Source organism: Coleofasciculus sp. G3-WIS-01, assembly GCF_040223135.1.
In the GTDB taxonomy this organism is placed as follows: Bacteria; Cyanobacteriota; Cyanobacteriia; order Cyanobacteriales; family Coleofasciculaceae; genus Coleofasciculus.
Window position 1 is genome coordinate 1 of the sequence record NZ_JAVJZI010000194.1, and the last position, 18,030, is coordinate 18,030.

The window sequence follows — 18,030 nt, forward strand, 5'->3', positions numbered from 1 at the left end:
TAAAGTTAGAGTTCCGGTTATCGGTTGGTTGAGGACCTATGAGCGGTTACCCGTCCACTTTCAGCCCAAATCTGTTACCATATCCAGGACGGCTGACCGATGGTTTATTAGCTTTAAACTGGACTATGAGCCAATTAACCGAACCAATCTGCTTATGACGACTTAGCCACTGCATACGAGAGAGTTTTTTCTCATACTTTCGGTAGCTTTTAGCACCTTCTACAATCCCGGTAGACAAAACAGCCAACGCTTTTAGTCCTAAATCAACTCCCACTACTGGGTGAGGTTTGGGGCGGTTAATTGGCTCATAGTCCAGTTTAAAGCAGATTGGTTGAGTGCCGACACCGAAGCGAGTGAAGCAGGAAGTAAGTGCCAAAGATGTCCATTTATGGGTAGCTTTGGGTAGATCTTATGTAACGGAGACAAGAGAGGATTTTCCCCGTCACCTTTCCCCAATTCACCAATTACTAATCACCAATCACCCATTCATCGGAAACAGGCCAATCGCTACGGGGAGGAAAGGTTTGTTGGGTATGCAAAATCGTTGCTCCGGGTTCGCCCGGTTGATTGAGTCGTACAGCATAGCCGAATCCAATCCCTGCTGACGCCGCGATCGCTCCTGTCATGAACAAAGCTTGTAACGGTATTGAGGCTTTCGTTTTGGGAGTTTTGAGTTTTGAGTTTTGAGTTTTAACCTTTCGCTTCATTCGAGGACATGGTTTTGACTTTGGCTGGTTTTCGACTGGCTGAATGATTATCGGTTCAAGGACAGCAACAGACTCCTGAAGGGGAAGCTGCTTTAGCCAAGTGTCTATCGTTTGGGGACGGTTGTTGGGGATGAGTTCTAAACCGTACTGTAATGCTTGTTGAATGGTGGGACTCAATTTAGACGGGGCTGGCTGAGAGGGTGAGGAAAATAGACAATCGTTTCCCCTGGCTGATAATCTCTGTCGCACAGGTGCGGGTAAGGGAGGATATCCGGTGAGTAAGCAGTAGAATGTGGCGGTTAAGGCATAGATGTCAGTTTGCCGCGTTGTTGTGTTTGTCAAGGTGTTGTGTTCTGGAGAAGCATAGCCAGCAGAGAGGAAGCTGGCGTAGGTTTGTTTGATACCTGGGGTGAACTCATAGAGCATCCCCACCTCACATAACACAACGCGATCGCTATCCTGACGCCGAATAATGTTTTTTGGTTGGATATCTCGGTGTAGTAACTCGACTTGGTGTAGAACCTTTACCGCATCGCTGATTTGACGGATATAGTTAATCGCCTCAGCCTCTGACAAGGAAACCCCTTGCAGAACGTCTGCCAATGTCTGTCCGGGGATATATTCCATAACCAGGTAAGGATATCCCGTGTCCTCAAAATAGTCGAGGACGCGAACCAGATGAGGATGTTGGCAGTAATTCAAGCGTTTGGCGATGTCTAAAAATTGCTGCTTGAATTGATTAACGTTTGCATGCTGGCGCAGCGCTTCACCTAGGGTTTTGATCACAACCGATTGACCTAACTCTGTATCGGTTGCTTTGTAGGTGAGGCTGAAAACACCCGCACCCAGTTGGGTACTGAGAACGTATTTCCCTTGGTTTAAAGTCCGTTCTGCCTTCAAGTTCATAAAAATTCACTCCCCACAAGCACAAATAATGCTATAGCCTAGATGGAGTATATCCAAAAATGAATTGCATTCTGTAATCAGTAAAACATGCGGCGAAGCGAGATGTAATTTTCAGTTTTTGGTCTAAATCGGCAATCAATGTTAACCCCGCATCTGATGTTACGGCTCCGAGAGAGGAAATCGTTTGAGCATCAGTTACTTTGATTGGAGTAATCCTGTCTCAGCAAGTTGAGTCTATGAAGGAAGAATCACCGCCCTAAAAGTGCGGTGATTGTCAACAAACTCTTACAGCGTTCCACTTACGGTTTGAGCTTAAGTCGAATTAAGCTAGCTCAGTATAGGGAGTATATCTAGACTCATAAGCTGCCTCTTGACCGTAGGAAATTTCTACATGGTGTCCATTAGGATCTCTTAGGTAGGCTGCGTAACCAGTTGGAGGACCATAATCCTTAGGTCCCTCAAGTAAACAACCCTCTTTGCGAGCAAGTTGGCAGAGCTGATCTACTTGTTCACAACTGACACAAGCAATACCAATATGAGTCGGTGGCAAGATCGGCTTAACCTCTTCTTCCTCCAGTAGAGCTAGGGCAAAGGGTCTGATATTGTCGGACATCCAAACAGTACCTGGTTCTACGCGCAAGCGCACCACTGACATCTGACCGTACTTAGCGTAGAAAGAAATACTGGCATTAAGGTTCGTAACAGCTATAGCTAAATGAGTGAAGGCTGATGTTTTAGTCATTGCAGATCCTGTAGTTTTATTGAGACTATCCAAAACATTTTGAGTAAATACGGGTAATCCAAAGTCAGGTCGATAACCGTGAATGGTATCAGGAGCAAGCTGCTTGATTAGGAAGACTACCTCCCCAGTTACAACTTGACCAGGAACTAAAATGGGGCAACCCGGTGGAGTCGGAATAATGAATGTAGATGAAACTATTTCTCGCCCAGATGTCATTATCTCATCTATTTCATTATCTAGCTTGAGATATTCTATTTTTTCTTCGTCCAAACCCATGAAGTAGGCACTCCGCATATCGCCTTGCCCCGTTGCCGGGTGAGAACGGAAGCCGGAGTAAAACTCGCTGCTTTGAGGCAAAGAAGGCAAATTCAGTGTTAGCTGTTGCAGCTTGTTTTCAAATAATTTGATTTCCACTTGATTGTATTGGCGCAATTCCTGCTCTAAGCCTTCAGCAATTTTCTGCAGACAATCAAGCAAATATGTTACGGAACCCCAGGTTGTCCCAATATTAGTCATTAATAAAACGGTATTGAGGGAAATCTTGTTCAGCTGAATATTAAACTGTTCCATCAGTACCGAATCCTGGAAAGTGTTGCTCTCGATTCCTGTTTTGCCAATGTACAAAGTCAGCCGCGTGGGGTCCAGAACAAATTCATCATCCTCCCAGGCTTGCTCGATACGCTGGAACGTTACTTCTGGATCTTCCTGAGTTTGGTAACTCAAGAGACCTGATGGGCGATAGGTTTCAGGAATCAACTCTTCAGGAGTAAGTATCTTGAAGTATTTTCCTAGCAATGGATGAGTGTTAACTTTCTCCCGCACGACCATTGCCATATCAATTTGGGACTGAACCAATTTGAAGCCTTCCAACTCAATTTGTCGCCGAGCTAAATCCAGAGAAGCCAAAATTTGGTAATTCGGGGACGTGCTGGTGTGGGTCATGTAAGCCTCTAGAAAATCAATTTCCGACTTACGGTTGAAATCCTCGTCCCAGATGTGAATCATGGATGATTGACGCAGGCCAGACAAAGATTTATGTGTTGATTGGGTTGAGTACACCCGAATCTTGACTTGATCTGGATCGGGTAAGAGATGTTGGTTCAGCCCGGTATCATCATCCTCTGGATCAAGCCGATCAAATTGTTCCTTAAAAGCTGCATACTCCTTTCGGTATTGGGGACTGTTATAGCGAGTATAAAGGTCACTGGCAGCTTGCATTGCTGTCCGTTCTCGATAGGTTGAGGTGCAACGAGCAAAGGCAAACCAGGCTTCGTCCCAGAGGAAAACCATATCTGGCTTGATTGCCAGTATTTCTTCCATGAATCGCTTAACGTTGTAAACAATACCATCAAAGGTACAGTTTGTGAGTAACACCATTTTCACCTGCTCCAATTGCCCCGACCGCTTGAAGTTGAGTAATTGTTGCTTGATTTCCTTTAAAGGGACAGCACCGTAGATATTGTATTCTTTTAGAGAATAGGCATTGAGGTAAAGGGGTTGAGCACCTACTAAGACGATGCCGTAATGGTGAGATTTGTGGCAATTCTGGTCAACCAAGACAATATCCCCTGGAGTCACAATTGCTTGCAAAACAATTTTATTCGCAGTTGAAGTACCGTTAGTTACAAAAAAAGTTTGCCTGGAACCAAAGCTTTTTGCTGCTAAACTTTGAGCTTTCTTCAGGGTACCAGTGGGGTGCAATAATGAGTCTAATCCTCCACTGGTTGCTGAAGTTTCTGCTAAAAAGAGATTTTGACCGTAGAACTCTCCCATATCCTGAATCCAATCAGACTTAAAGATGGAATTTCCCCGGGAAATGGGCATGGCATGAAATACCCCTGTGGGTTCTTTGCTGTAATTTATTAAAGCATCGAAGAAAGGGGTTTCGTAACGTTTTTCGATGCCTTGAATAATACTTAAGTGTACTTCAAGATAGTCTTCCTGGTTATAGAAAACGCGGCGGAAATTCTGATGCGTCTCAGCATCGACATCAACTAAGGATACATCGCTCAACAAGTATAAATCCAATTCTGGACGTAACTTATGTAGAATCGCACCTAAAGCAAGACCTCTCGGTTGGTAATATTCCTCGGCTAATTCAGCTTGTTCTAACCCACTCATGTATTCTTCGAGCAGTGACAAACGATTGTTTGAGCGCAGGGGAAAGTCGTAGCCGATCACACAACATTGAATCGTGTGATTTAACATCAAAGCTGTTAGGGCATTCTCCAAGTTATAAACGACGATTATCTGATAAATAAACTTGTCTGTGGTCGAGGCTATTTCTGCAATTTTGTGGTGTAATTCTTTTTCTTTTTCTGGTGTCATGTCGTCTTCGACAAATAAGACGGTGAAATAGAGTTTATTAGAGTTTTTATTATATTTATCGACGGATATAATTTTATGTCCATCTTTCTGTTCACCTCCAAAAATATTATCAATGTATTCTTGGGCATACAGTTCAGAACGGCTAGACATCAAACCTATAATTTGAGCGACTTCCCAGGAAAGTCTGGAATATTCCTGGCGCTCAAAGTGCTGCTGCAATCGTCGAAATGCATTTATCCCCGGAAATTTCCAGTAGAGTTCGAGGGGTTCGATAATTTTGAACCCAGCTGCAATTTTTTCCTTTAATGTGGAGATATCCTTGCCACAGGCGTGAAGAGATTCCAAGCGATCTGTTGACAATTTCAGTTGGCTCCAGATGTCAACACGCATTGGTAAGGTATTTTTATAAGTGCTGATATATAAGCAATCAAGAATGCGAGTACATGAGTTTTTGGACACAGTTATATTTGATTTCATTATATATTACGTCGGCTGGATGCAATTTGCGTATTATTTATTATAATATTTAAGTAGTTGGTGTATTTATAAATTTTTGTAAACACACCAAAAACACTTGTAAGTAGGTAGGGACAGTTAAAGGCGGGCGGTGGTGATCGTCATTCGTCATTCGTCATTCGTCATTCGTCCTTTGTAAGAGTTTGAGGCTTGTTTACATAACTTAATATAGTTGAGTTTATTTCCACCAACCTACTTAGCACAATAATTATAGCGTTTCGCGCTGGTGTAGTGACACCATAGATATGGATGCTTGAGCAGGAGGCTTTTAGATCGCTTGGTGTTGGAAGTTCTCAGTGTAAGGATGCAGGTGGGGGAGAATTTATTATTCGGGGGCGGCGGATTAAAACCCTACTGGAAACACGGGTTGAGCGCCCTCTCAATCGTTGTATTTTTGAGCATTATCCCGATTTAAACGCTTTAGCCGAAAGGCAGTTTATTGTGGGTCTAGAGGACAAGGGTTTGCCAGTCATAGAACTTCCCCTTGCCTCACAATCTTTACCTGGATGGCTCAATAACTCAATCCTGAAGTCGTGATCAGTCGAACTTATGCAGTTTGCGACTTGGTAAAATACATTGGTCATCAAGTTTGACGAGTCCGTGGATAATGTTTGGTTAAAAACATTTTGGCATCTGCCTCATTTTGAATCACGCCGTCCAAGGTAGCGGCTAACAACGCATCCAGCATTTCTCTATAGTCAGGTCCTGGCTTATAACCCAAACCTTTGAGATCATTCCCATTCAGAGGCGCTTGCACGGTTGCCAAGTTTGTGAAATAGTACCACAACTTGCGCCGAATTGCCCGCGAACTGTGTACGGCAATTAAAACCAAGGTGGGTAATTTGTACTGACGTAGCAGCCAAACCACTTCACTGGGACGCTGACATTGGGGTATAGACTCCACCACTTCGGTTTGGGCTTGTCCTAGATGCTGAAGTCGCTCAATACTATCAATAGGCAGCTGTAAATTTTCTGCCACCTTGCCTCGCTCCTGAGGTTCTAGATGAGCAATTAACACCTCAAGACGCATCTGCCAATGTTTTAGGGTTTGCTCAGGGTCAAAGCGTCGCAACCAACGGTCAATCAGACGGACACGCCACCATAACGACGGGTCAAGCTTGAGGCTGGGATGAAGACAGCGCAATGCTTCAAGTGACCCGATGAGTTGTAATGCTCGTTGCCAATAAGGGGCTTCTAGGATGTACTTTAATTCGGCTTTCAAGCGGGTTTCTAGGGCAGGCGCTCGGGTATTCGCACCAAGCGATCGCTCATAAACGCCACTCTCTAGCGCATACTGGATATAGTCTTGGGTTTGGGATTCCAGTTCAAAGCCTAAGCGCACCGCAAACCGCACCGCTCGATAAATGCGAGTCGGATCTTCAATAAAACTATTGGCGTGCAAGACTCGAATCAGACGCGATCGCAAATCCAACATCCCGCCAAAAAAATCCAGTAGGGGCAACGCCTCACCCCGCCTTCCGGTCAGTCGGGCTGCCATGGCGTTAATGGTAAAATCTCGCCGATAGAGATCCTGGCGAATAGAACTGGCTTCCACTTCTGGATTCGCCGCTGGATAGGGATAAAACTCAGTCCGCGCCGTGGCAATATCAATCCCCAGGGAATCCAGCACCGGGTCATTATGCCACAGCAGCGCTGCCGTTTGAAACGCCCCATGAACTTCTAAGCGAGCATTCGGATACCGTTCTCGCAAGGCTTTGGCTAAGCTTACTCCCGCGCCCACATCAGCCGCCCGATGAAAGCCATCAACCACCAAATCCACATCTTTTAGAAGCAGCGGTTGGTTCTCATCCGCCAGCAAAATATCCCGAACTGCTCCCCCCACCAAATAGAGATGCCAACCCCGTTCCTGGGCTTCCTGGGCGGCTTGAGTGAGCAACTGCCAAAGGGCAGGAGCAAGGCGTTCTCGCACATTCAGGAGGCGGGATGAGGGATAGGTCATGGGGATTGGGCAAGTCTCTCCCCAGCGCTCTTGATCTTGGCGAATATGTCGCAGGACATCGGTACGAGTCACAATACCGACTAACTGCCCATCCTCTAAAACAGGTAAGCGTCCAATATCGTAGGTTACCATCAGCGACTCAATTTCTGGCAGTAAGGTTTGGGGGGTAATCGTTTTTAGGTTTCGGGTCATGTACCCTTTAACTGGAGCATGACCTAAATCATGATGCAGTGCCAGATCAATATCTCGTCGCGAAATAATCCCGATTAACTGATCCTGTTCATCGACAACCGAAAGCCCAGAATGCCCATAACGCAGCAAAATCCGCTGTGCTTTGTCAACGGTGGTATCGGGGCGAATGGTTCGCACCGGGGATGACATTAATTCTAGGGCGCTTAGGGGTTGAGGAATTTGCTCCTTGAATTGATCAACAAGTTGGGGCAAAACTTCTGGGGGATTTTCATGGCGTAGGGTTACGGCGGCGGCTTGAGAATGCCCACCTCCACCCAGAGGTTGCAAGAGCGCATTCAAATTAGTGCCAGGAATTCGCGATCGCCCGATAATCGTTAGACGGGATAATTTTGATTGTTGAGTGTTGGATTCAGAATGCCTCCCTGCTCCCCCTGCTCCCCCTGCTCCCCCTGCTCCCCCTGCTCCCCCTGCTCCCCCTGCTCCCCCTGCTCCCCCATACTCCGCCGCCAGCAGTAGGGCGTCACTTTCAGTCAGGTCAACTAATCGGGAGGCTAAACTGGATAGTCCTGGTACATAGTCTGGGGTTTTCAGGAACACCCAGGAAAGGTTATAACCTTGGTGATTTTGGGATTGTAATTGGTCTAGGGCTGTAGTGAGCAGTTGTTGCAACTGGGGCGAAAGTCCTGGATCAACATAGTCGGCAATCTGACGTATATTTGCTCCTTGTGTCATTAACCAAGCCAGAGCCATGGCATCCCGTGGGGTGGTTTGGTCAAAGGTTAAGGAACCTGTATCTACATGGATACCAAGTGCCATCACTGTGGCTTCGGCTGTGGTTAATTGGATTGGGGTTTGTTGTAATTGCTCGACGATGAGCGTTGTGGTGGCACCGACGGGTTCAACCTGTCGGAATGTGACAGGAATATCACTAGGAATGTTACCGTGATGGTCGTAAAGTTCAATGGCAGTAAGATGGGGTAAGTCTAACCATTGAGCAGCTTTACCCAAGCGATCGCGCTTTTGGGTATCCACTACGATAAGGGAGTGAATTTGGTCTACTTTAACCGAACGCCGTTCAATTAAAGCATACTCATCCCGATGCAGCGCCAAAAAATCCCGAACCGCCGGGTGAGCGCCCCCCGTTAAGACGAGTTTCGCTCCGGGTTTCAGGCGCGTCAGCCCGACTGCTGCTCCGAGGGCGTCAAAGTCGCTAATCGTGTGACACAAGATTAAGTCCATGATTGGTCATTTGTCATTCGTCATTCGTCATTCGTCATTTGTCTCCTTGTGCCATCTACCTTTTTGTTGATTTTCAGTTTTTTCAAAAAAGCGGGTCAATTTTTGGTAGCTTACTAATCAGAAGGGTTTAACGTCAAAAGGCACAACAGGAAATGTCTATCTTATTTCAAATATCACTGGCAGCTTTGGTTATTTTGTCATTCGTCATGGTTGTGGGCGTCCCCGTCGCCTACGCTACCCCCCAAAACTGGGAGCAATCAAAAAATTTGATTTGGCTAGGTTCAGGGCTTTGGCTGGCTCTGGTCATTGTGGTTGGCATCCTGAACTATTTTGTGGTAGCCTGACCTTCTCCCCGTCTGAATTCAATAATTCAGGCGGGGCTTATTCACCAACCGATTCAGATGCTCATGACGCGAGAGGGCAAAGATAGCCATGGCAGTTTTTGAGGGAAATTTTACATCAGCCAGCTCCCTGCGCTTGGCTATTATTATCGGTCGATTTAATGACCTAGTGACAGAGAAGCTATTAGCCGGGTGTCAAGATTGCCTGAAACGCCACGGTGTTGATCCCAATCCTCATGGCTCCCAAGTTGATTATATTTGGGTGCCGGGTAGTTTTGAAGTCCCTCTCATGGCTCGTCAAGCCGCCCTTAGCCATCGCTATGATGCGGTAATTTGCTTGGGCGCAGTTATTCGCGGTCAAACCCCCCATTTTGATTATGTGGCGGCTGAAGTTTCCAAGGGTATTGCCGCCGCTAGCTTTCAAACTGGCATACCCGTAGTCTTTGGTATTCTAACGGCTGATACGATGCAGCAAGCCTTAGAAAGGGCAGGAATTAAGAGTAATAAGGGTTGGGAATATGCCATGAATGCCTTAGAAATGGCGAGTTTAATGCAACAGTTTAAGGGGCAAAATGGATCAACGCCTTATAATGCTTATGATCCGGCAGTAACGCCTCCGTCCTTGCCTGTTTCATCAGGGCGCTCTCTTCCTTCCGAGTCAGCTTCAGAATACAATGAGTCAGGGAATTCATAAGCCAGCCAGAATCATGCAGATATATGCCATGGCATGTCTCGGAGTAGGGAAACAATGGCATATAACAAATAACTTGACAAATCTGGATTATTCTGAGAAACTGTAAAAAGCAAAATAATTGCGGGTATAGCTCAGTGGTAGAGCGTCACCTTGCCAAGGTGAATGTCGCGCGTTCGAATCGCGTTACCCGCTTAAGGACAAAGCGAAGCTGCAAAGGCTCCGCTTTTTGTTTGTATATAGTGTGTTGTATGTAGTTTGTCGATGCCAAGTCAAAAATTGGTTAAGGGTTGATGATTAGAGCTTGATTTACAGGTAATTTCTAGATATTTCCGGAAAAATGTTTTGAACTTATTTGCTCCTTAAAGACATCCTTATAATTGTATGATAAAAGTATCACATATTCGTGGTCGGATCAATGTTATTAGGTTTCAAAACAGAGCTGAAACTGAACAACTTGCAACGGACGCTATTGGCTAAACATGCTGGCGTTGCCCGCCATGCCTGGAATTGGGGTCTTGGTTTAACCCAACAAATACTCGATCACAATCGGGATAACCCCTCCGACAAAATCAAGTTTCCCACTGGGATTGACCTGCACAAGTGGTTGGTAGCGCTGGTTAAGCCGATTTGCCCGTGGTACTACGAGGTAAGCAAATGCGCCCCTCAGTATGCCCTGAGAGAATTATCTGTTGCCTGGAAACGGGCATTCAAGAAAACCAGCAAGCCACCTCGGTTTAAGCGCAAAGGGAAGCACGACAGCTTTACTCTGGATGGGTCAATTAAAGTCGAACACAACAGGGTACGACTTCCGACTAAGACTTGTTCTCAATGCCACACCGAGAAAGACTCAATGCCTCTATCTGAGCGAGTGTTCCGGTGTGACAATTGTGGGTTTGAGTGCGATCGCGACTTAAACGCATCGTTCAATTTGGAGCAAGCCGCCAGTTAGGTGGGGGAGAGCCTGTGGACTGGGAAGGTGCCGACACCACCAGAATGAAGCAGGAAGTAAACGGCAGATTTTACCAGCTACTGGTAGATTTGTGTAAGTTTTACGTAACGGAAAGCGCTAATATTAGAGCATGGGCGTCTCCAAGAAAATCTCTGTCGGGAATTTATGGGGATAAGTTTAAGCTATAGTGATTCACTATGCAACTTTATTAGTGTAATCAGGAACACTCAATCATCAACATAATCTTGGTTTTGAATAGCGCTTGTGCCACCTCAGAAAGCTCAAAAGATTGATTTAAGTCAGGAATATCCCTGCCCTTGTCGGCGGCGGGGAGGGTTAGTACCGATTATCCTGACGGAAGCCTTTGGCTGTAATCGCTGCCAACAAATTTTTGTCGTTGAAGAAAGTGGGTATACAATCGAGCAATTATCGACGACTTATCCCTACAAAAAAACCTGGCGTTGGACAGGTCATCGCTGGGTGAGTACCCAGGGGAATCTTGGGGAAAGCTACCTACCTGTAGCCCTCTTAATCGTGCTGGTTTTGCTGATTGTCTGGTTACCCCTAGCCCTGCGTTCTCCCACAGGTCCTTCTATCATTATATGGGCATTACTAGCAGTTATTTTAGCAGTGCTGCCAGCCCTAATGGTTTGGTTAGCTTATCGGCGTTCGTAAATGATGGATATGGAAGCCTCTGACCCTACACCTCAGGTCAACAGTGTAATGATCCGGGCTTACCGGGCATCTGTGGCGTTGGCAACCACAAAAGGAGTTGATCGCTCCGGTGGTGTTCACGCCATGGTAAAAGCCCTGCAAAGCGCTTTTGATGATATTTTGGATGCCAATACCATGGACTTGGAAGCCAGTCGAGAAATGGCTGTTCCTGACTTGGTATTAGACTGGCTGAAGCTGACCCCAGAACGACTACAAATTGCGATTGGGATTTTGCAGCGGATTGGGGAATTATCTGATCCCATCCGTCGGGTGATGAATGCATCTTATCAACTTGACCATTCCCAAACCTATTGCCAAATGATGCCGTTGGGCGTGATTGCTTTAATTTATGAAGCATTCCCTGAGTTAGGTGCGATCGCGGCGGGTTTTTGTATTAAAACGGGGAATAGTCTGATATTAAAAGGAAGTAGTGAAGCTAGTCAATCGAATCAAGTCATTGCCCAAGCATTACAAAATGCCTTGGACGACGCGGGTTTACCCTCAGGCTGTTTGGAATTATTTCCCTCGGAACAGGGGGCTTCTATTCGAGATTTAGTCACACGGGATGACTATTTAAACTTGGTGATTCCCTACGGACGCCCAACGCTAGTGCAGCAAGTCTTGCAACAATCAACTGCACCGGTTTTAAGGTCAGCGATGGGGAACTGCTATCTGTATTGGTCATCATCTGGAAGTTGGGATGTGGTACGGTCGATTATTTTAGACAGCCACGCCAGTATACCTGATCCGGTAAATGCGATTGAGAAAGTCTTAATCCATCGCAATCAAAAGCCATCCTCTGTAATGAATCTATGTAAGAGTTTGAGCGAAAAGGGCTTTAAACTCAAAGCGGATGCTGAGTTGGCGGCAAAATTCCCGGAACAGCTAACTTTAGCATCCGAATCGGAATGGAGTCAACCTTATCTGGATAAGGTTGTAGCCTTTAAATTAGTAGATAACACCGAAGATGCGATCGCGTGGATTAATCAATACAGTAGTCGCCACGCTGACTGCTTAGTTACCGACTCTTACCTGGAAAGTCGTCAATTTTCCCTGAAAGTTGATAGTGCTTCGGTTTATCTCAATTCCTCACCCCAATTTTCCCGCAACCCCAAACGTGGGGACTCGGTGTTTCTGGGGATGTCTAATCAGAAAGGCTATCGTCGCGGGATGATTACTCTGGAGACGTTAACCACCCTGAAACAGGTGGTTCAGGGGAATGGAGAGTTTTAGTTGTTAGTCATTTGTGACCAAAACCCCTAAGGATTGCGTCGCCGAAATTCAGCCGGGGTCAAGCGTAGGGGTTGTTCCGGGTTCCAGATACCATATCCCATAATCCTGGCGTATTCCTGAGCGCGGATCAGACGTTCATCATATTTATTATTCGGCGATCGCGGCGTCGCGAGGACATATCCTTCTTTAACCAGTTGTTCATTGATCATGACTCCATCATGCCAAACGTAGGCTAACCAGCGACCAAAACTATCTTTGGTTTGCACATCGGGTTCTAAGAAAACAGGTTGCAGTATCAATTGCTGACCCCTCGTTTCACCGATAAGTTGCTCAATACGAGTTTTAGCCGCCGTTCCCCAAGGCTGTTGTCTCAAATCTGGTGCTTCTATACCAATTAACCGCACTCGTACAATTAAGGCGGGTTGTTGGGTGGTATCTAATACCTCAATGGTTTGTCCACTGACAACCTGTTGGACTTGTACAGGGATACCAGGAGGAACTTTTTTAGATTGACATCCCCCCAGTAAGAGGAAACCACAGCCAATCAGGAGGGCGATGAGGCGGTTGGGATAAGCTGTATTGCTGTTAACGTTAGCTGTTGGACGTTTCCATCCCCCCCAGCCCCCCGGAGAAATCGAAGCAAAGCATCCGCTGGTTTCCCCCTTTTTAAGGGGGACGGAAGGGGGATCTATCAGGGGGGAGTGCGGATACTGGTGAGTGTTGTTTGTTCTAGTCCTCATCTAAGGGCAATCCAAACCGAATCTTGCCTTTACCAAAATAGCGCCCAAACTGGAGTTCGTAGACTTCATCCTCGTCTTGGGTTTCGACTTCTAAGTCGGAACGGGGATAACCCACACATAAAAGCGCGTAACCTTTTTGGCGCAGCGATGGAGACAGTCCCATCGCCTCCGGTTGATAGATTTCACCGGAGAGAACACGTACCGCACAGGTGGTGCAAGCGCCATTGCGACAAGAAAACGGAAGTTCTACCCCTTGGTCTTCTGCGGCTTGTAGAATGTAGCGATCGCTGGGAACTTCTAGGGTCTGTTGGGTGTTGGTTTGGCGATGGTGAATGGTAATTTTATAGAATCGAGTCATTCCTTTCGTGTATAATTACAGATTGTGTGCTAAGTTTGATACTGTTAAGTCTCGCACAAATCATAATAAACTTCCTGGAGAGGTGGCCGAGCGGTTTAAGGCGCAGCACTGGAAATGCTGTTTAGGGGAAACTCTAACGAGGGTTCGAATCCCTCCCTCTCCGTTGACAAGATGGTTCAATCATTCTAAGCCTTAGGTGTCTGGTGTAGCCGGAACAGTTCGAGGTCTTTGAGTGGCGATGCGGATAGAAATCAGGTAAAGCCCCCCCGCGATCAGCACAGCAAAGACAAGTATCAGGATTCTCACCCAGGTCTTTTGATGCCAATTTTTCGGCTCTTGCTCATGCATTAGTTTTTTGCTACCCCTGATTAGCGTATTGCTTCAGATGAATTAATTGTAGCGAGACAGGTGAATCATCCCCCTACAGGGGATGCTACCCTAAGGTTAACTGGGGAGTATTGATTCCACCCTCGGAACAGACCCCAGTGAATGTTCCATCATTGATAGGATAGTCTTGTGGTTGCCACTCCTGAAAAAGTCCAATCAATACCCACATCTAACCCAGAAGGCGACGATCGCGTTGCTGTCTTACTCATGGGTTACGGGGAAGTCGAAAGTTACGAAGACTTTGCCAACTATAATGAGCAAGCCTTAAACTTACTAACCGCTAAGTTTGCGCCTGTACCCACCTGGGTGTATCCCCCCTTAGCCAAACTGTTAGCCATTTTTGATTTCCATGAGTGGGGACATCAACACAACAACTTCATCTCCCCCCACAACCAGATTTTTGAGGATCAACGGGCGGGGATTGAAAAACGCCTGCAAGAAAAATGGGGCGAGCGCGTACAAGTCTTTAAGGCGTTTAACTTCTGCGCTCCATTTTTACCGGAACAGGTGCTAGAGCAGATTAAAGCCCAAGGCTTTGATAAACTCCTGATCTATCCTCTACTCGTCGTTGATTCTATCTTCACCAGTGGGATTGCTGTCGAACAGGTGAATAATGCCTTAGTCCATTTGACCGAGGGCGACGAACATTGGATCAAAGGACAACGTTATATCCCCTCGTTTTACAACGAACCCGCCTACATTAACTTGATGGCGCAAATGGTAGAGGAAAAAATCGCGGCTGATTTAGCCTGCGCCTACTTACCCTCTCAAATTGGCATTGTCCTGATGAACCACGGCTGTCCCCACGAGGCAAAGGGGTTTACCTCGGGCATCATGGAAAGTGAGGCGCTTTATGAACGGGTACGGGAGAAGCTGATTTATAAGTATCCCCTCATTTCCGTAGGTTGGCTCAATCACCAAACCCCTCTGATTAAGTGGACACAGCCCAATGCTGAGTTAGCGGCGAAGAATCTGATTGATTTAGGGGCAAAAGCGATCGTATTTATGCCGATTGGCTTTGCCACAGAAAATCATGAAACCTTGCTGGATGTTCATCATATCATCCACGCTTTAGAGCATCGTAGCCCTAATGTGACTTATGTACAGATGCCCTGTGTCAATGATCATCCTGACTTTTTAGCCATGGTGGCAGATTGGGCAAATCCTCAGATTGAAGCGCTTTTAAGCGAAAGTGCGATCGCGGTTAATCCGGAATTGGCATCGAGTCATCATCATCATCATCACCACGATCACTAAACGTAAGATGAATGGCACTGAAAAGTGTGCATTTTTGGCTTACCGAAACCCTTAATATATCGTAGGGTGGGCACTGCCCACCAGCATATCAGTCAGTACCATTCAACTTAATATCCCTGACTTCTTCAAGAAGTTGGGGATCTAATTATTTAACCTTTTGAAACTGTTTTAATGTGATTATCTCCGATAAAACTTGTAATCCTAGCATCAAAAAATAGGAGGCAAGTACAGTTAACACCGTAGAATAGTTCCACCAGACACCCCAGAGAAGCATAACGACTAGGGGAACCAAGACGCCGATAACTTGAACTGTGCCAAACCAAATTTTGAACCATCCGGGCAAGGGTTCAGGAATAGTGAACGGTTTAGCCTTCCGCCACGCCCAGCCGACAATTGCCGTAAACCCAGTGGCAACGATAAAGAAACCTAGGTTTTCTAAAATTAGGTATAAATTAGTATTGACAGAAGTCATATAATTGTGATTATTAATCGTTTAATTGTCAGGTAAATCGGGTTTGAAACAATTTAATGAACTACCCAGACCTACTTCGTTGAGGTCCCTTGTTTCTACAACCAGACCAGTAAGTTTGCGTTTTCGACGCTTCATCTGCCCTAGTTGCTTCATGTTTCCCGTTTGCTTGCGCTCACGGGTTTCTGAAGTAGAGCTAGAGACATCAGCGTCTACCATCCTCGTTCCAAACCCCGGTAGCTTTCCTAGTGCCCACAAAAGCATTACCAAAGCGGCGGCTAAATCGCGATCCATTGTAAATCCACATTTATGGCAATGATGGACTCTTTCGTCTAAGGTCTTTTTCTGCTGATTTCCACAGTTAGGACAGGTCTGAGACGGCTTCACTTTGCGGGTAGGAACCTCGATAAAAACCCCACCCACATCTCTCACTTTGTATTCAATCGCTGACCTTAGCATTCCCATGCCCACATCTAAAATGGATTTGTTTAGTCCGGCTTTTTGCTTTTTGCGCTTACCTTTTTTAGCTTGGCGGGTCATTTTAGAGACTTCTAGTTTTTCTGTAGCAACGAAGCTATTACAGCGAACAATGTCTGTTGCTACTTGGTGTACCCAATTTTGGCGTTGATTAGCTACCTTACGAGTTACTTTGCTAATTTTAGCTTGGGTCTTTTTCCACCGTCTAGAACCCTTCTGTTTTTCCTTCTGTTAGGAGGTCTTTTCCGACGCTTCCCCTTAGAAAGATGTTTAATCTTTGCCTCAGCTTTTCGCAAAAACTTAGGGGCTTCAATGAAAGAATGATTTTCCCCATCGGTTATTGCCAATGCCGACTTGCAGCCAAAGTCAATACCAACTGAGCCAAAATCCGTCTGCCTTGTCGCTGCCTGTAATTCGGTTAGGTTAACGGTTATACTGGCGTACCATTTGCCATTGCGATAAACAATAGTACAAGTTGTCGGAGTTCCCCAAATCCGGGCTTTGCCGCGCATCTGGATAGAACCAATTTTGGCTAATTCCAGATAACCGTTATCACCCGTTGTGTGTACTTTCCAGCCCGTTTTACTCGGATATGTCCAGCCAGAATAATGCTTAATTGCCTTGTATTTAGGACGTTTAGCTAACCCTTTAAACCACCGATTAAATGCGTAATCGACACGTTTTAAAGTAGCTGGCAGGGTCATGCAGTTACATTCTTTGTATTCCACCCAAACTTCTTTGAAAGCAGGCAAAGAGTTTTGCTGCTCAAAATAGTCAATTTTGTGATTAAACCTTTGGTATTGGGTGAACCGATTACAAACAGCAGCGTTGTACAAATCCTTGTGCAACTTACGGTGATACCGCAATGTCTGCTCTTGCTTTCTATTGGGGTATAGCCGAAAAGTTACACGTCTTGTTGGCATTACCGCTTCCTCCTGTTAGCATTAATCTAGCACATTCAGGGGGAGCATCATCCGAAAAGACTTTGCTGTGGAACTATCAAAAACTTATACCAAGTCAGCATTTTGGTCAGGCTCTTATTATGTTGCCTCTACTGGTGGCGCTCCCATTGAGAGAGTCAAAGCTTACATTAAATCCCAAGAAGCACCTCAAGATTGATTGCCTTCGTTCCTCCGGCAATCCGCTATCCCTCCCCACCCTGCTAACGCTGAGGGTGGGGACTCCCGCGATACGTTGACTGGCGAATAAATTCGCTACCTAGACGGTTCGCTCGGTTTCATCTCCCAGCTAAAGAGCGTGGGAGCCTTCACCCATCGCTTGAACGGTAATATAAATACTATTATTATGAGCCGTGGACACCGATTCTGAATCAGCCCGATCGCGATCGCGGCTTAACCATGCCGTGAACACCTCATCGCGTCCATCAGGTATGGGGATGGCTTGACCGCTGTCATCTAATTGGAGCTTGCCCTGGCAATTCTTCCGAAAATCTGGAGCCGCAGCACCATAAACATACTGCCTATTATCCCTGGCTCCCTCCCTCCTCAACCGGGGGAGGCGATACCCAATCAAGCCAAGTAGCTTCTGTGCGATCGCCCACCTTATAACTAAAACTTATCGATGCAGTCAGGAACGCTAATCCTCATTTCCTTTACAAACCTTAACGTTCTCTGTAAAGTAGTAGACATAATCATTCATTTGACTTAACAAGTCGATAGCAATCATCCGAACCATGACAACCACATTACAACGTCGCGAATCCGCATCCTTGTGGGATCGGTTCTGCGAGTGGGTCACCTCCACCGAAAACCGCCTGTATATCGGCTGGTTTGGTGTACTGATGATCCCTACTCTCTTAAC

Annotated in this window: 13 protein-coding genes, 2 tRNA genes and 8 pseudogenes; 13 read left to right on the forward strand and 10 right to left on the reverse strand. The window is 46.1% G+C overall.

Going from position 1 to position 18,030, the window contains the following annotated elements; translation table 11 throughout:
- A pseudogene (locus tag RIM23_RS19945) lies at positions 1 to 124 on the forward strand (RNA-guided endonuclease TnpB family protein); the annotation flags it as partial.
- Here the strand turns inward: RIM23_RS19945 and RIM23_RS19950 are convergent.
- From RIM23_RS19950 to RIM23_RS19960, 3 genes and pseudogenes are all read right to left on the reverse strand, one after another.
- Positions 113 to 328, reverse strand: a pseudogene (locus RIM23_RS19950) (RNA-guided endonuclease TnpB family protein); the annotation flags it as partial. The pseudogenes RIM23_RS19945 and RIM23_RS19950 overlap by 12 nt on opposite strands.
- A 139-nt stretch (positions 329 to 467) precedes the next feature.
- Positions 468 to 1,613 (reverse strand): serine/threonine protein kinase, encoded by a 1,146-nt coding sequence (locus tag RIM23_RS19955; RefSeq protein ID WP_446368862.1) that lies wholly within the window; start codon positions 1,611 to 1,613, stop codon positions 468 to 470.
- Positions 1,614 to 1,935: 322 nt separating this feature from the next.
- Complete coding sequence (locus RIM23_RS19960; protein ID WP_446368863.1) at positions 1,936 to 5,073, reverse strand: aminotransferase class I/II-fold pyridoxal phosphate-dependent enzyme; 3,138 nt, start codon at positions 5,071 to 5,073, stop codon at positions 1,936 to 1,938.
- A gap of 375 nt (positions 5,074 to 5,448) precedes the next feature.
- Here RIM23_RS19960 and RIM23_RS19965 point away from each other — a divergent pair, with 375 nt between their 5' ends.
- A complete protein-coding gene (locus RIM23_RS19965; protein ID WP_446368864.1) occupies positions 5,449 to 5,736 on the forward strand; it encodes a hypothetical protein in 288 nt (95 codons plus the stop codon).
- Positions 5,737 to 5,782: 46 nt separating this feature from the next.
- Here RIM23_RS19965 and RIM23_RS19970 read toward each other — a convergent pair whose 3' ends face one another.
- On the reverse strand, positions 5,783 to 8,590 hold the full coding sequence (locus RIM23_RS19970; protein ID WP_446368865.1) for a CBS domain-containing protein: 2,808 nt from the start codon (positions 8,588 to 8,590) through the stop codon (positions 5,783 to 5,785).
- Between the two features lie 152 nt (positions 8,591 to 8,742).
- Between RIM23_RS19970 and psbZ the strand changes: the two genes are divergently transcribed.
- The 7 genes and pseudogenes from psbZ (at position 8,743) to RIM23_RS20005 (ending at position 12,521) form a co-directional block, all read left to right on the forward strand.
- Complete coding sequence (gene psbZ / locus RIM23_RS19975) at positions 8,743 to 8,934, forward strand: photosystem II reaction center protein PsbZ (RefSeq protein WP_006102213.1); 192 nt, start codon at positions 8,743 to 8,745, stop codon at positions 8,932 to 8,934.
- Positions 8,935 to 9,022: 88 nt separating this feature from the next.
- Positions 9,023 to 9,625 carry a 6,7-dimethyl-8-ribityllumazine synthase gene (gene ribH / locus RIM23_RS19980; protein ID WP_446336468.1) on the forward strand — a complete coding sequence of 201 codons (603 nt, stop codon included), beginning with the start codon at positions 9,023 to 9,025 and terminating at the stop codon, positions 9,623 to 9,625.
- A 120-nt stretch (positions 9,626 to 9,745) separates the two neighbouring features.
- Positions 9,746 to 9,817: transfer RNA gene (locus tag RIM23_RS19985), tRNA-Gly, on the forward strand.
- Between the two features lie 223 nt (positions 9,818 to 10,040).
- Positions 10,041 to 10,436: pseudogene (locus RIM23_RS19990) on the forward strand (helix-turn-helix domain-containing protein); the annotation flags it as partial.
- A 12-nt stretch (positions 10,437 to 10,448) separates the two neighbouring features.
- Positions 10,449 to 10,574 (forward strand): annotated as a pseudogene (locus RIM23_RS19995) (zinc ribbon domain-containing protein); the annotation flags it as partial.
- Positions 10,575 to 10,838: 264 nt separating this feature from the next.
- Entirely contained in the window at positions 10,839 to 11,249 is a 411-nt protein-coding gene (locus tag RIM23_RS20000) for a hypothetical protein (protein ID WP_446336469.1), read from the forward strand.
- Between the two features lie 9 nt (positions 11,250 to 11,258).
- The gene (locus tag RIM23_RS20005) at positions 11,259 to 12,521 is read left to right on the forward strand and encodes a glutamate-5-semialdehyde dehydrogenase (RefSeq protein WP_446368866.1); all 1,263 of its coding nucleotides are present in this window, start codon (positions 11,259 to 11,261) and stop codon (positions 12,519 to 12,521) included.
- 26 nt (positions 12,522 to 12,547) lie between these two features.
- Here the strand turns inward: RIM23_RS20005 and RIM23_RS20010 are convergent, their stop codons facing one another.
- The gene (locus RIM23_RS20010; protein ID WP_446368870.1) at positions 12,548 to 13,078 is read right to left on the reverse strand and encodes a thermonuclease family protein; all 531 of its coding nucleotides are present in this window, start codon (positions 13,076 to 13,078) and stop codon (positions 12,548 to 12,550) included.
- Positions 13,079 to 13,250: 172 nt separating this feature from the next.
- Positions 13,251 to 13,619 carry a 2Fe-2S iron-sulfur cluster-binding protein gene (locus RIM23_RS20015; protein WP_446336472.1) on the reverse strand — a complete coding sequence of 123 codons (369 nt, stop codon included), beginning with the start codon at positions 13,617 to 13,619 and terminating at the stop codon, positions 13,251 to 13,253.
- A gap of 76 nt (positions 13,620 to 13,695) precedes the next feature.
- On the opposite strand from RIM23_RS20015, the gene RIM23_RS20020 reads away from it, so the two are divergent.
- Positions 13,696 to 13,782, forward strand: a tRNA-Ser gene (locus tag RIM23_RS20020).
- 29 nt (positions 13,783 to 13,811) lie between these two features.
- Here RIM23_RS20020 and RIM23_RS20025 read toward each other — a convergent pair.
- A complete protein-coding gene (locus tag RIM23_RS20025) occupies positions 13,812 to 13,967 on the reverse strand; it encodes a hypothetical protein (RefSeq protein ID WP_446368867.1) in 156 nt (51 codons plus the stop codon).
- A gap of 168 nt (positions 13,968 to 14,135) precedes the next feature.
- Here RIM23_RS20025 and RIM23_RS20030 point away from each other — a divergent pair, with 168 nt between their 5' ends.
- Complete coding sequence (locus RIM23_RS20030) at positions 14,136 to 15,263, forward strand: ferrochelatase (protein ID WP_446368868.1); 1,128 nt, start codon at positions 14,136 to 14,138, stop codon at positions 15,261 to 15,263.
- Between the two features lie 151 nt (positions 15,264 to 15,414).
- On the opposite strand, the pseudogene RIM23_RS20035 reads toward RIM23_RS20030, so the two are convergent.
- Positions 15,415 to 15,735: pseudogene (locus RIM23_RS20035) on the reverse strand (hypothetical protein); the annotation flags it as partial.
- 21 nt (positions 15,736 to 15,756) lie between these two features.
- Positions 15,757 to 17,132 (reverse strand): annotated as a pseudogene (locus RIM23_RS20040) (RNA-guided endonuclease InsQ/TnpB family protein).
- 25 nt (positions 17,133 to 17,157) lie between these two features.
- Between RIM23_RS20040 and RIM23_RS20045 the strand changes: the two are divergent.
- Positions 17,158 to 17,328: pseudogene (locus tag RIM23_RS20045) on the forward strand (transposase); the annotation flags it as partial.
- 129 nt (positions 17,329 to 17,457) lie between these two features.
- Here the strand turns inward: RIM23_RS20045 and RIM23_RS20050 are convergent.
- Entirely contained in the window at positions 17,458 to 17,742 is a 285-nt protein-coding gene (locus tag RIM23_RS20050; protein ID WP_446368869.1) for a hypothetical protein, read from the reverse strand.
- A 160-nt stretch (positions 17,743 to 17,902) separates the two neighbouring features.
- Between RIM23_RS20050 and RIM23_RS20055 the strand changes: the two are divergent.
- Positions 17,903 to 18,030 (forward strand): annotated as a pseudogene (locus RIM23_RS20055) (photosystem II q(b) protein); the annotation flags it as partial.